This window comes from Ancylobacter sp. Lp-2, assembly GCF_020523795.1.
Classification (GTDB): Bacteria; Pseudomonadota; Alphaproteobacteria; order Rhizobiales; family Xanthobacteraceae; genus Ancylobacter.
The window spans coordinates 456,860-470,433 of the sequence record NZ_JAJALI010000002.1 but is presented as its reverse complement, the minus strand read 5'-3'; the positions used below and the strand labels follow the sequence as shown (position 1 = coordinate 470,433).

Genomic DNA, 13,574 nt, shown 5'->3' with positions numbered 1-13,574 from the left:
GCGGAGGGTCGTCGGCCATGTCGTCGGGCAAGCTGTCATCACCTGTCGCCACCGAATCTGGCCTGATCGGCCGGATCGGCCTACGTTTCGCTCTCATCGTACACCTCATCGGCCTCGGCGCTGCTCTGGTTGCCGGGCTGATTTGCGTTCCCGCGAGCGCGCAGGTCCAGCCGCCGGCTATCGCCACGCCGCAGGCGATTCTGGTCGACTATGACAGCGGCACCGTGCTGTTCGAGCGAGGGGCCGATACCCCCGTCGCCCCTGGCAGCATCGCCAAGATGATGGCGGTAGCCGTGGTTTTTCAAGAACTTGCGGAAGGGCGGGTGACGCTCGACAGCGAGTTCAAGGTCAGTGAATACGCGTGGCGGCGTGGCGGTGCGCCCGCGGGCGGCGCCACCATGTTTGCCGGCCTCAACACCTCGATCAAGGTTTCCGACCTGCTGCGCGGCGCCATCATCCCCTCCGGCAACGACGCAACGATGATTCTGGCCGAAGGCATTTCCGGCAACGAGCTCGCTTTCGCGCAGAAGATGAATGAAGAGGCCAAGAAAATCGGCCTCACAAATTCGGTATTCGCCAATTCCAGCGGGCTGTCGGACCCCTCGCAACTCACTACCGCGCGCGACATGATGCGGCTGGCGGCCTACATCATCCGCACGTTCCCGGAGAACTACAAGGTCTACTCCGAGAGCGACTTCCTGTGGAACAAGATCCGTCAGAACAACCGCAACCCGTTGCTGAGCATGAGCTTGGGCGCGGACGGCTTCCAGACCGGCTATCTGAAGGAATCCGGCTTCAATCTGGTCGGCTCGGCGGTGCAGGGCGAGCAGCGGCTGATTCTGGTGCTGCTCGGCGCCAAGACCGACAAGGAACGGGCCGAGGACGCGCGCAAGCTGCTCGAATGGGGCTTCCGTTCCTTCGAGTCGCAGCTGCTGTTCGATAAGGGCCAAGTGGTTGGCGAAGCGACGCTTTATGGCGGCGCGCGTGCCGGCATCCCTCTGGTCGGCACCGCGCCGATCCGCCTTCTGGTACCGCGCAGCGGCGGCGAGCGGATCAATGCCCGCATCCTCTACGAGGGCCCGATCGACGCGCCGGTCAAGGCCGGGACCGAGCTCGCCCGGCTGCGGGTGATGCGCGGCGACCAGCTGGCGCTGGAAGTTCCGCTGGTCGCGGCCGAGGATGTGCCGGAGGGCCCGCTCTGGCGCCGGGCGCTGGACGGCGCCTATGAACTCGTGGTCGGCCTTGCCCGCGAGGGATTCAGCAAGCTGAAGAGTGCTTATGCCAGAGCCACTTAAGCCGCGCGCGCCACGCCGCCGCACCGTGCGGCCGCCGGTCTCGGGGCGGTTCGTCACCTTCGAGGGCGGCGAGGGCGCCGGCAAGTCCACGCAGGTGCGCCTGCTTGCCGAACGCCTGCGGCAGGCCGGGCTCGATGTCGTCACCACCCGCGAGCCCGGCGGCTCGGCGGGAGCGGAAATCCTGCGCCACGTCATCCTGTCGGGTGCCGCCAAGCCCTTGGGACCATTGGCGGAAGCGACCCTGTTCGCCGCCGCCCGCGCCGATCATCTCGACGCCACCATCCGCCCCGCACTCGCCGCCGGACGCTGGGTGATCTGCGACCGCTTCGCCGACTCCACCCGCGTCTACCAGGGGGCGCTTGGCCAGGTCGATGCCGGCCTGCTGCGCGAGCTCGAGGTGGTGACGGTGGGCGAGACGCGGCCCGATCTCACCCTGATCCTCGACGTACCGGCTGAGGCCGGGCTCAGCCGCGCGGCCGCCCGTTCCGGCGCGGCCGCCGACCGTTTCGAGAGCGAAAGCCTGAGCTTTCACCAGCACTTGCGCGAGGCATTCATCGATCTCGCGCGCGCTGAGCCTGAGCGTTGCGCCGTGATCGACGGCCTTCGCGACATCGAAGTCGTCGCGGCCGACATCTGGCGCGTCGTCGGCGAACGCCTGCCCTTGCCGGCAGGCCGGAGCCGGTCCAGGAAGACATCATGAGCGACGCCATCATCGAGGCCGACCGCTTCGGCACCGCGCCGACGCCGCGCGCCAATCATCTGCTGATCGGCCATGCCGAGGCGGAGGCCGCCATGCGTGAGGCCTGGGATGCTGGCCGGCTGCCGCACGCGCTGCTGATCGGCGGGCCGGAGGGCGTCGGCAAGGCGACATTTGCCTATCGCCTTGCGCGCTTTGTGCTTTCCGGCGGCCGCGCGCCGGCCGGCACGCTGGAGATCGGCGCCGATCATCCGGTGTCGCGGCAGGTGACGGCGCTGTCGCATCCCGATTTGCTGGTCCTGCGAAGGATGCCGAACGATGCCGGCAAGCTGCCGACCGCCATTCCGGCCGAGACGGTGCGGCGGGTGCGGAGCTTCTTCGGTTCGACGGCGGCTTTGGGAGGCTGGCGGGTCTGCGTCGTCGACACGCTCGACGAGATGAACGCGCAGGGCGCCAATGCCCTTTTGAAGACGCTGGAGGAGCCGCCGGACAACGCGCTGTTCCTGCTGGTCAGCCACGCGCCGGGGCGGCTGTTGCCGACCATCCGCTCGCGTTGCCGTGCCTTGTCCCTGCGGGCCCTATCGCCGGAACAGGTGACGGAGGCGCTCGACCATCTCGCCGGCCGGATGCCCGATCTGGTGCGCGAACGCTTCGCCGAGGCGGCGGAGGCGAGCGAAGGCAGCGTGCGCGAGGCGCTGGCCCTGCTCTCCGCCGACCGCCTGGCCGTGCGCCGCGCCACCAATGAGTTGCTGGCGCAGCTGCCGCGTATCGATCCAAAGGCGCTTCACAGCCTCGGCGACAAGCTGCAGGCGGACCGTGAGGGCGGCGCCGAGAGCTTCATCGCCGCCGTGGACAACTGGATATCCGACCGCGCCACGGGGAGGGTGCAAAGCCCGGGCGTGCGCCTTGCACGCCTGCCGGAGGTGTGGGAGAAGGTTCGCCGCGCTGCGATCGACGCGGATGTCTATAATCTCGATCGCAAGACGTTCGTCTTCCGGATCTTCGCATCGCTCCACGAGGCGGTAGGGCCATAAGCTTTCGGCACCGCCTGCACGAGGCAGCCTGTCGGTCCGGCCGCCGCCAGATCGTGCCAGGATTACGCCTCGTGAAACCCGCCTTCTACATCACCACGGCCATCGACTACCCGAACGGCGCGCCGCATATCGGCCATGCCTATGAGAAGATCGCCACCGATGCCATCGCCCGCTTCAAGAAACTGGACGGCTACGACGTGCGCTTCCTCACCGGCACGGACGAGCACGGGCTGAAGATGGCGCAGACGGCGGAAAAGCAGGGGCTGACGCCGTTCGAGTGGGCGACGAAGAACTCCGATCGCTTCAAGGCGATGGATGCGCTGCTGCGCGTCGACTATGACCGCTTCATTCGCACCACCGATGCCGACCACATCGCCGCGAGCCAGGACATCTGGCGGCGCATGGCTGATAGTGGCGACATCTATCTCAGCGCCTATTCCGGCTGGTATTCGGTGCGCGACGAGGCCTATTACGCCGAGGATGAGACCACGGTGAACGCCGATGGCGTGCGCCTCGGCCCGCAGGGTACGCCGGTCGAGTGGACCGAGGAGAAGAGCTATTTCTTCCGCCTCTCCGCCTATCAGGACAAGCTGCTGGCCTGGTACGAGGCGCACCCCGACTTCATCCGGCCGGAGAGTCGGCGCAACGAGGTGCTGAGCTTCGTGAAGGGCGGTCTTCAGGACCTCTCGATCAGCCGCACCACCTTCTCCTGGGGCGTGCCGGTGCCCGGGGACGACGCGCATGTGATGTATGTGTGGGTCGATGCCCTCACCAACTACATCACCGGCGTCGGCTTTCCCGACGACGCCAGCGAACTGTTCAAGCGGTTCTGGCCGGCCGACCTGCACGTCATCGGCAAGGATATCATCCGCTTCCACGCGGTGTACTGGCCGGCCTTCCTGATGTCGGCGGGCCTTGCGGTGCCGAAGACCGTGTTCGCGCACGGCTTCATCCATAATCGCGGGGAGAAGATGTCGAAGTCGGTCGGCAACGTCATCGACCCCTTCGATCTCGCTGCCGCCTACGGCGTCGATCAGCTGCGCTATTTCCTGCTGCGCGAGATTCCGTTCGGCCAGGACGGCTCCTACAGCCACGAGGCGATCGTCGCCCGCACCAATGCCGATCTCGCCAACGATCTCGGCAACCTCGCCCAGCGCTCGCTGTCGATGATCGCCAAGAACCTCGGCGGTGTGCTGCCCGAGCGCGGCGTGCTGTCGGCCGAGGACGCGACCATGCTGGCCAGCGCCGACGGTATGCTGTCGGCCGCGCGCAATGCCATGGACGAGCAGCAGATCCACCAGGCGCTGGCCGTCATCTGGGCAGTGGTGGCGGATGCCAACCGCTATTTCGCCGCCTCGGCGCCGTGGGAACTGCGCAAGAGCGCGCCGGAGCGCTTCGGCACCGTGCTGTGGACCACCGCGGAGGTGATCCGGCAGGTGGCGGTGCTTGCTCAGTCCTTCATTCCCGACAGCGCGGCCAAGCTGCTGGATCTGCTCGCCGTTCCGGCTGAGACCCGCGATTTCGCCACACTGGGGGAGGGCGGGCGTCTGGTCGCCGGTACCCTCCTGCCCGCCCCGGCGCCGGTGTTCCCGCGCTACGTCGAGCCGGAAGCGCCGAGCGCATGATCGTCGACAGCCACTGTCATCTCGATTTCCCGGACTTCGCCTCAGAGCTCGACGCGGTAGTGGAGCGTGCCCGCGCAGCGGGCGTCGGCCGCATGGTGACCATCGGCACGCGGGTGCGCCGTTCGGGCGAGGTGAGGGCGATCGCCGAGCGCTTCCACGACGTGTTCTGCTCGGTCGGCACGCACCCGCACAATGCCGGTGAGGAGCGCGACGTCACCCTCCCCGAGCTTCTCGCCGCCGCCGACCATCCCAAGGTGGTGGCCATCGGCGAAGCCGGGCTGGACTATCACTACGATACCGCGCCGCGCGACGATCAGATGGCCGGCTTCCGCCTGCACATCGCCGCTGCGCGGCAGACCGGCCTGCCCCTCGTCATCCATGCGCGCGAGGCGGATGACGATGTCGCGCAGGTGCTGGAGAAGGAATACGCCAAGGGCGCTTTTTCCTTCGTGCTGCACTGCTTCACCGCCGGCGCCGAACTGGCGCGCCGGGCGGTCGCCATTGGCGGCTATGTGTCGTTCTCGGGCATCCTGACCTTCAAGAGCGGCGCGCCGCTGCGCGAGATTGCGGCGACCCTGCCGGCCGAGCGGCTGCTGGTGGAGACCGACGCGCCCTATCTCGCGCCCAATCCGTGGCGGGGTAAGCGCAACGAGCCTTCATATGTCGTCGAGACGGCGCGTATATTGGCCGAGGCTCGCGGGATCGCCCCGGAGGCCCTTGCCGAGCTGACCACCGAGAATTTCTTCCGCCTGTTCTCCCGCGCCCATTGAGAGCGAGCCGTCCGCGCCCATGGTCCTGACCTTCACCATCCTCGGCTGCGGTTCTTCCGGTGGCGTGCCGCGGGTGGGGCAGGGCTGGGGTGCCTGCGACCCGGCCGAGCCGCGCAACCGGCGGCGGCGCTGCTCGCTGCTGGTGGAGCGCTCCGACGGGGAGGGCGGGCCGGTCACCCGGCTGCTGATCGATACCTCCCCTGACCTGCGCGAGCAGCTGATCGATGCCGGCGTGGACCGGCTCGACGCAGTGCTGTTCACCCATGAGCATGCCGATCACACGCATGGCATCGACGATCTGCGCCCGCTCACCATCCTGCATCGCAAGCGGATGAACGTGTTCCTGGACGCCGAAACCTCGGTGATCCTCAACAATCGGTTCAGCTACTGCTTCCAGTCGCCGCCCGGCAGCGACTACCCGCCCATCCTCGACGAGCACCGCTTCGGACATGGCGACACCATCCGTGTCGAAGGTCCCGGCGGCCCGATCGAGGCGACGGCGTTCCGCATGTTCCACGGGGCGATCATTGCCTACGGTTTCCGCTTTGGCGACCTCGCCTATTGCCCGGATCTGCACGACCTTCCGGCCGAGAGCCTTCCTTATCTGGAGGGGCTCGACGCCTGGATCATCGATGCGTTGCGCTACACGCCGCACCCGACGCATCTATCGGTGAGCGAGGCATTGGACTGGATCGAGCGGATGCAGCCGCGTCGCGCCGTGCTGACTAATCTGCACACCGATCTGGATTATCGCCGGCTGGCCGCCGAACTGCCGTCCCACATCGTGCCGGCACATGACGGCATGCAGATCACATTAGCGACGCCTGGGTAGAGGCTTGAACGGTAAGCTTCACCCAAAGCACTATCAAAATATTTTCCATAATATGTCTTCTGCGACTTCCTGAGATAAACGCGGAGCCCCGATATCGTGACGCCCTCCCGCGACATTGAACGCCTCATCGAGATCATGACGGCGCTGCGCACCCCGGTCACCGGCTGCCCATGGGACCTCGAGCAGGACTTCGCCTCCATCGCGCCCTACACCATCGAGGAGGCCTACGAGGTTGCCGATGCCATTGCGCGCCAGGATCCCGAGGATCTGTGCGACGAGCTTGGCGACCTGCTGCTGCAGGTCGTGTTTCACGCGCAGATGGCGCGCGAGCAGCAGCTGTTCGATTTCGGTGACGTGGTGACGGCGATCACCGCCAAGATGATCCGGCGCCATCCGCACGTGTTCGGTGCTGATCAGGGCCGCGATGTCGCGGCGGTCAACCAGGCCTGGGCCGAGATCAAGGCGGAAGAGAAACGCCTGCGGGCCGAACGGCGGGCACGGCGAGGCCTGCCGGCGGACGGCGAGGGTGAGCGGGTGCTGTCGGGCATTCCGGTGGGGGCGCCTGCCCTCACCCGCGCGGTCAAGCTCCAGCAGAAGGCCGCGACCGTCGGTTTCGACTGGCCGGATGCCGGCCCGGTGATCGACAAGATCCGCGAGGAGATCGCGGAGGTCGAGGCGGAGATCGCGACCGGCGACCGTGCCGCGGCGGCCGCCGAGGTCGGGGACCTGTTATTCGCGGTTGCCAACCTCGCCCGTCACCTCGGCGTCGATCCCGAAGCGGCGCTGCGCGGCACCAACGACAAGTTTATCCGGCGCTTCGCTCATATCGAGGATGCGCTGGCCCGAGAGGAGCGCCGTCCGGCCGACGCCAGTCTCGCCGAGATGGAGGCCTTGTGGCAGGAGGCCAAATCACTCGGCTAAGTGGTTCAACGGCGACGGAAATTTTCGATCGGCACGCTCCCGGACGCCGCACGGCGAACAAGATCGGGAGCGTGGTTTTTGGGGCCTCTACTTTTGATCGAATCTCGGCTAGGCATAATCGAGTCCGCTCGACAGAACGGGCATCTCAGCCCTACGATTTCCCCGGTAGGCCACCGGGGATGGCGCAGGGCGAAAGCCTTGCCTCGCACAGGCTTGGCGGACGCTCGCAAGTGGATGATTTGATGGAAGTTCCTCGTATGCCGGTGCCATCGATCGCGGAGGCCGGCCGGCCGGGCAAGGCCACGCCACGCATCCTGATGTACAGCCACGACACCTATGGGCTGGGGCATATCCGCCGTACGCGAGCCATCGCCAATGCGCTGGTGGGCGCGCATGACAACCTGTCCATCCTGATCATCTGTGGCTCCGCCCTCGCCGGCAGCTTCAATTTCGCGCCGGGCATTGATTTCGTGCATGTGCCGAGCGTCGCCAAGAGCGAGGACGGCGAATATGCCAGCGCCAATCTTCGCCTCAGCCTGCCGCAGGTCACCAATATTCGCGAGGCGCTGATCCGCCAGACTGCCGAGGCGTTCCGCCCGGATATCTTCATCGCCGACAAGGAGCCGGCCGGGTTTCGCGGCGAGCTGCTCCCGACGCTTAAGCTGATGGGCCATATGGGCACGCGGCGCGTGGTCGGCATCCGCGACGTGCTCGACGGACCGGAAGCCATCCGGGTGGAGTGGCACGACAAGGGAGCGATCCGTGCGCTCACCGAGTATTATGACGACGTGCTCGTCTACGGGCTCGAGGAGTTCTACCGCCCGCTGGACGGCATCCCGCTGCCGGCGGAGTTGCGCTCGCGCCTCGTCTATACCGGTTATCTGCGCCGCTCGGTGCCGGGCGGCCTCGCCACCATGCGCTATCCGCGCTCGACCAAGGGGCCGTTCATCCTCGTCACCACCGGCGGCGGCGCCGACGGGGCGGGGCTGATCGACTGGGTGATCTCCGCCTATGAGGCGGACCCCTATATCCCCCTCCCCGCGGTGATCGCCTTCGGGCCGTTCCTGTCCAATACCCAGCGGGGGCATTTCCTGGAGCGTATCGAGCGGCTCGCGAAGGTCGACGCCATCGTGTTCGATCCGAAGATCGAGCGGTTGATGAACCGTGCCGCCGCCGTGGTCGCCATGGGCGGTTACAACACGTTCTGCGAGATTCTGTCCTTCGACAAACCGGCCCTGCTGGTGCCGCGTGCGCGGCCCCGGCTCGAGCAGACCATCCGCGCCGCCCGTGCCGCCGAACTCGGATTGATGAGGATGCTCGAAGACCCGATGGAGTACGGGGCGGACGCCCGCGACCCGCTCCAGATGGCGGCGGCGTTGACCAATCTGTGCGATCAGCCTTCGCCCTCCAAGGTGCCGATGACGGGATTGCTCGACGGGTTGGGCCGGATTTGCCAGCATCTGGAACCGCATATCCGCAAGGCGGATCTCGATAGTGGGCCGGCCATCGGCATCGGAATCTGACGCATGACGCTACCGCTCCGCGATGGCGGCACCTTTGCGCCGGTCAAGCCCGGGGAGGGTACCTCCCCTCGCCTCGCCATCGTGCTCAAGGGGTATCCGCGCTTGTCGGAGACCTTCATCGCGCAGGAAATCCTGGCACTGGAGCGGGCGGGCTACGTCTTCGACATCTGGTCGCTCCGCCGGCCGACCGACCGCTACCGACATCCGATGCATGAGCAGATCACGGCCCGGCTGTTCTACCTGCCGGAATATCTGCACGACGATCCGCGCCGGGTCGCGGGTGGACTATTCCACGCGCTGCGGCGGTTGAATCTGCGGGCGGCGCTGTCGGTTTTTCTGCGCGACCTCCGCCGCGACTTCTCGGCCAGCCGTGTGCGGCGCTTCGGCCAGGCACTGGTGCTGGCGCGCGAGGTCGATCCTGCCATTCGCCACCTGCATGTGCATTTCCTGCACACGCCGGCCTCGGTGACCCGCTACGCGGCGCTGCTGACCGGCCGCTCCTTCTCCTTCTCCGCCCATGCCAAGGATATCTGGACCACGCCTGAATGGGAGCGCCGCGAGAAGATCGGCGCGGCGCGGTGGGGGGTGACCTGCACGCGTGACGGTTGGTCGGAGCTGCGGCGGGTGGCCGAGCCCGGAGAGGGCGAACGGGTGGAGCTCGTCTATCACGGGCTCGACCTCGCCCGCTTTCCCCTGCCCCCGGAGCGGCGCGAGCCGGCGGACGGCAGCGACCCCTTGCGCCCGGTGCGGCTGCTGGCGGTTGGCCGCGCAGTGGAAAAGAAGGGGTTCGACGATCTGCTCGCCGCCCTGGGGCGCCTGCCACCTGCCCTGCACTGGCGGCTTGTCCATATCGGCGGCGGCGAGCTGCTCGACGCGCTGAAGTCGCAGGCTGCCGCGCTCGGTCTTGCCGACCGCATCGAGTGGCGCGGCAGCCAGGCGCAGGGCGCCGTGGTCGAGGCGATGCGACAGGCCGACCTGTTCGTGCTGCCCAGTCGTCCTGCCGGCGATGGAGACCGGGACGGCCTGCCCAATGTGCTGATGGAAGCGGCGACGCAGGCGCTACCGGCCGTCTCGACCGATTTCGCCGGCGTGCCGGAATTCATCGAGAACGGCGTCAGCGGGCTGCTGGTGCCGCCAAAGGCGCCGGTGGAGCTTGCCGAGGCGCTCGGGAGGCTGATCGCCGAACCGGCGGAGCGGCAGCGGCTAGGCGAGGCGGCTTATCGGCGATTGATCTCGGCTTTTTCCTTCGAGGCGGGCGTTTCGCGGCTGGATGCGCTGATGCGCCCCCTCGCCGCCCCTCGCCCGCGCCCATGAGGGTTCTGTACCTCGCGCCGCTGAAGCCGCCGGACCATCCGGTTCCTTCCGGCGAGAGGACCATGGCGCTGCTGTTTCAGAAGCTGCTCGGGCGGCTTGGCTATGAGGTGGAGCTGGCGTCCCGTTTGCGGAGCTTGACCCTCGCGCCATCGATAGCTGCGTGGGCCGACCTGCGCGCGGCGGCGCGTGGCGAGGTCGAGTGCATCGTGGCTCGGCAGGCCGGCCTCGGCCCGATCGCCTGCGTCTTCACCTATCACGTCTATTACAAGGCACCGGACCTGATCGGCCCTGCCCTCGCCGAGGCGCTGGGCGTGCCCTACGTGATCGCCGAGGCGTCACGTGCCCCCAAGCGAGCCAGCGGCCCCTATGCCGAGGGGCACCGTCTCAGCGAGGCGGCCATTGCGCGCGCCGATCTGGTGCTCACGCCGACCCGCCACGACCGCGAGATGCTGGAGGCGCTGCGGCCGCCGCATCAGCGTCTCGTCGATCTGCGCCCCTTTCTAGACCTCAGCGAATGGCCGTCGGCCGGGTCCTCGCGTACGGTTTCCACCAGGCGCGACATTCGGCTGGTCACCGTGGCGATGATGCGCGCGGGCGACAAGCTGGCCTCCTACCGCCAACTGGCGGAGACGCTCGGCTGCCTTGCGGAGCAGCTCTGGCAGCTGACGGTGATCGGCGACGGACCGGCGCGCGGCGAGGTGGAAGCGCTTTTCTCGCGGTTCGGCGAGCGCGTGCGTTTCATGGGTGCGGTTTCTGAGCGAGCCGTGCTCAGTCGTCTGTTGGCCGATGCGGACCTGTTCGTCTGGCCGGGCGTGAACGAGGCCTTTGGCGCGGTGTATCTGGAGGCGCAGGCACATGGCCTGCCCTGCGTCGCGGCCGGCTATGGTGGCATTCCCGATGTCATCCGCGATGGCGAGACCGGCCAACTGTCGCCGCCGGGCGATATCGCGGCGTTGGCAGCCAATCTGGACGGCCTGATCGAGGATGCCGCCGGCCGTGCGGCCATGGCTGCCGCCGCCTTCCGTTTCGTCGCGTCGGAGCGGGATCTGGCGGCCGCCTCGGCCATTGTCGGGCAGGCTTTCGCCGAAGCCGGCATCTTGGCACCCGTTCCCCCGCCTGGAGTTCCTTCATGAGTGACCGCTCGGTCTTCATCGCGGTCACGCATCTGCTGGGCGTCGGTCATCTGGCGCGCATGGCGGCGCTGGGCCGCATCCTGGCCGCCGAAGGTTGGCGCGTGGTGTTGGCGTCGGGTGGCCGGCCTAATCCCACAGTGCGGCTCGACGGCTGCGAGCTCGTGCAGTTGCCGCCGCTTCATTGCGTCGGAGCGGATTTCGCTACCCTGCTGATGCCGAATGGACAACCGGTCGACGATGCCTACCTTGCCCGCCGGACGCAGGAACTCGTCGATGCCTTCGATCATGCGCGACCGGATGTGCTGATCACGGAGCTCTTCCCCTTCGGCCGCCGCAGCCTGGCGGGCGAATTCGAGGCGTTGCTGCAACGCGCACATATCCGGCATCCGCGACCTGCGGTGCTGTGCTCGATCCGCGACGTGCTCAACCCGCCGTCGCGGCCGGAAAAGGCGGAAAGCGCGCTGGCGCGGCTGGCGGCCTATTACGATGGCGTGCTGTTTCATGGCGATGCCGACATCGTGCCGCTGTCGGCGTCCTGGCCGACGACGCCAGCGCTGATTCGCCGTGTAAAAGATACCGGCTATCTCCATGATGGAAATCGAGTTTCAGACGATGGAAGAATCGATGGCCGGGATGAGATCGTGGTATCGGGCGGTGGTTCGACCGCTAGCCTGCCACTAGCGCGCGCCACCCTCGCCGCCGCCGCGAAGCTGCCAGCACATCGTTGGCGCCTGCTGGTCGGCCAGGGGGTTCCGGAAGCTGATTTCGCGGCTCTCGTAACGGCAGCACCGTCGAACCTGATCGTCGAGCGGGCGCGGCCGGACTTTCCGCTGCTGCTGCGGCGAGCGGCGCTGTCCATCAGCCAGGCCGGCTATAATACCGTCATGGACCTTGCCGCGGCGGGGGCGAGGGCGTTGCTGGTGCCCTTCGCCGAGGGCGGCGAGCGCGAGCAGACGCTGCGCGCGGCCGAGCTGGAGCGTCGGGGGCTGGCGCGTGTCATCCCCACCGTGGAGATCGACGGCGATCGGTTGGCGACGGCTGCGACCGCCCTGCTGGAGCGGCCGCGTCCGGACTGGTCCGGCATTACCCGTGACGGCGCCGTCCGTGCGGCACGGCTGGTCGGCGAGTTCGCCGGGCGCGCCGCCGGCCGCGCCGAAGGACGCGACCGGCTCGACGCCGCGCTGGCCCGCGCGCGGGCGATGCAGCGGCAGCTGCACTTCTGGTGGCGCGACGACGACGCCGTGATGCCGAGCGCGGCGCTGGACCGCCTGCTCGACCGCACCGTCGGCCGCGGCATTCCTCTCGCGCTGGCGACGATACCCGCGCGCGCGACGCCGGAACTGGCCCGCCGTCTCTCAACCCTCGGCGGCGTCGATATGCTGGTGCATGGCTGGGGGCACGCGAACCACGCCCCGGCCGATGCGAAGAAGGCGGAGTTCGGGGCGCATCGTCCGCTTTCCACCATGACGGCGGAGGCGGTGGAGGGACTGGAGCGGGTGACATCGCTGTTCGGCGGCCAGGCGGTGCCGGTCTTCGTGCCGCCGTGGAACCGGGTGGACCCGGCTCTCCTGGCCGCCCTGCCCGGCTGTGGCTTCCGGGCGGTGTCGACCTTCCAGCGGCGCAAGGCGCGCTACGCCGCCCCCGGTCTGCTGCAGTTGAACACCCATCTCGATCCGATCGCCTGGCGTCAAGGCGGTGGCCTCGCTGACGAGGGCGAGCTGCTGGACAATCTCGCAAGGCTCATCGAGGAGGAGCTGGCGGCCGCGCCCGGCGTATTGGAGCCGATCGGCCTGCTCACCCATCATCTGGTGCATGACGGCTGGATCGACCGTTTCCTCGATGAACTGGTCGACCGTCTGCTCGATTCCGGCGTGGCCAACTTCGTCGGGGTGCGGGAAGTTCTCGGCGCCGGTGATGTGGCCGACCTTCAGCCCGCGCGGCGATAGAGATAGTAGCGGCCTTCCAGGGCGCCGGGCGGCAGCGGCACCTCGTCGAAGCCGGCGAGGCTCAGCGGCAGGTCTGACATGACGATCCCGCCCGGCGCCATGATCGGCGGCAGCAGGCGGCTCGACATTTCCGCGACGCGACGGTTGGAATCGCGATCGAAGGAGCCGAGGTCGGAATTGGCAAGTACGACCCGTCCCTCGAGCCGATCATGCAAGGCCGGTAGCGTCTGCTCGATCTCTCCCAGAAACAGGAAAGCGGGATCGGGCTGGCAATCGGCATAGGCGCCGTTCACCCGGTCGAACACATATATCTCGCGATCGGGCAGATGCCGGTGCAGGTGATCGAAGGTCCGGCCGAGACCGAGGCCGAGCTCGATCACCGGGCCGGGACGATCGACGATTTCCCTGAAGGCCCAGGCAAGGCAGGCCTGCTGCGATTGCAGTCGGAACAGCGTCTTTTCCAGGCGGGACGGGCTGGTCATGG

At 67.7% G+C, this 13,574-nt stretch carries 12 protein-coding genes; 11 read left to right on the top strand and 1 reads right to left on the bottom strand.

Going from position 1 to position 13,574, the window contains the following annotated elements; genetic code table 11:
- Positions 1–17: 17 nt before the first annotated feature.
- From LGR54_RS06780 to LGR54_RS06730, 11 genes are all read left to right on the top strand, one after another.
- Positions 18–1,295, top strand: a complete 1,278-nt coding sequence (locus tag LGR54_RS06780; RefSeq protein ID WP_230361190.1) for a D-alanyl-D-alanine carboxypeptidase family protein — start codon at positions 18–20, stop codon at positions 1,293–1,295.
- Positions 1,279–1,995, top strand: coding sequence for a dTMP kinase (gene tmk / locus LGR54_RS06775; protein WP_230361189.1), 717 nt, complete (start codon positions 1,279–1,281; stop codon positions 1,993–1,995). The genes LGR54_RS06780 and tmk overlap by 17 nt, the downstream gene beginning before the upstream one ends.
- Positions 1,992–3,026 carry a DNA polymerase III subunit delta' gene (locus tag LGR54_RS06770; RefSeq protein ID WP_230361188.1) on the top strand — a complete coding sequence of 345 codons (1,035 nt, stop codon included), beginning with the start codon at positions 1,992–1,994 and terminating at the stop codon, positions 3,024–3,026. The genes tmk and LGR54_RS06770 overlap by 4 nt, the downstream gene beginning before the upstream one ends.
- Before the next feature lie 71 nt (positions 3,027–3,097).
- The gene (metG, locus tag LGR54_RS06765; RefSeq protein ID WP_230361187.1) at positions 3,098–4,651 is read left to right on the top strand and encodes a methionine--tRNA ligase; all 1,554 of its coding nucleotides are present in this window, start codon (positions 3,098–3,100) and stop codon (positions 4,649–4,651) included.
- Complete coding sequence (locus LGR54_RS06760) at positions 4,648–5,421, top strand: TatD family hydrolase (RefSeq protein ID WP_230361186.1); 774 nt, start codon at positions 4,648–4,650, stop codon at positions 5,419–5,421. Before metG ends, LGR54_RS06760 begins: the two co-directional genes overlap by 4 nt.
- A 19-nt stretch (positions 5,422–5,440) precedes the next feature.
- Positions 5,441–6,253: an MBL fold metallo-hydrolase gene (locus LGR54_RS06755; RefSeq protein ID WP_230361185.1), complete on the top strand. Its 813-nt coding sequence runs from the start codon at positions 5,441–5,443 to the stop codon at positions 6,251–6,253.
- Between the two features lie 96 nt (positions 6,254–6,349).
- Positions 6,350–7,174 carry a nucleoside triphosphate pyrophosphohydrolase gene (mazG, locus tag LGR54_RS06750; protein ID WP_230361184.1) on the top strand — a complete coding sequence of 275 codons (825 nt, stop codon included), beginning with the start codon at positions 6,350–6,352 and terminating at the stop codon, positions 7,172–7,174.
- Between the two features lie 242 nt (positions 7,175–7,416).
- Positions 7,417–8,697, top strand: coding sequence for a glycosyltransferase family protein (locus LGR54_RS06745; RefSeq protein WP_230361183.1), 1,281 nt, complete (start codon positions 7,417–7,419; stop codon positions 8,695–8,697).
- A gap of 3 nt (positions 8,698–8,700) precedes the next feature.
- A complete protein-coding gene (locus LGR54_RS06740) occupies positions 8,701–10,011 on the top strand; it encodes a glycosyltransferase family 4 protein (protein ID WP_230361182.1) in 1,311 nt (436 codons plus the stop codon).
- A 62-nt stretch (positions 10,012–10,073) separates the two neighbouring features.
- Positions 10,074–11,144: a glycosyltransferase family 4 protein gene (locus tag LGR54_RS06735; RefSeq protein ID WP_230361181.1), complete on the top strand. Its 1,071-nt coding sequence runs from the start codon at positions 10,074–10,076 to the stop codon at positions 11,142–11,144.
- Positions 11,141–13,090 carry a glycosyltransferase gene (locus LGR54_RS06730; protein ID WP_230361180.1) on the top strand — a complete coding sequence of 650 codons (1,950 nt, stop codon included), beginning with the start codon at positions 11,141–11,143 and terminating at the stop codon, positions 13,088–13,090. The genes LGR54_RS06735 and LGR54_RS06730 overlap by 4 nt, the downstream gene beginning before the upstream one ends.
- Here LGR54_RS06730 and LGR54_RS06725 read toward each other — a convergent pair.
- Complete coding sequence (locus LGR54_RS06725) at positions 13,072–13,572, bottom strand: class I SAM-dependent methyltransferase (RefSeq protein ID WP_230361179.1); 501 nt, start codon at positions 13,570–13,572, stop codon at positions 13,072–13,074. The genes LGR54_RS06730 and LGR54_RS06725 overlap by 19 nt on opposite strands.
- Positions 13,573–13,574: the final 2 nt, after the last annotated feature.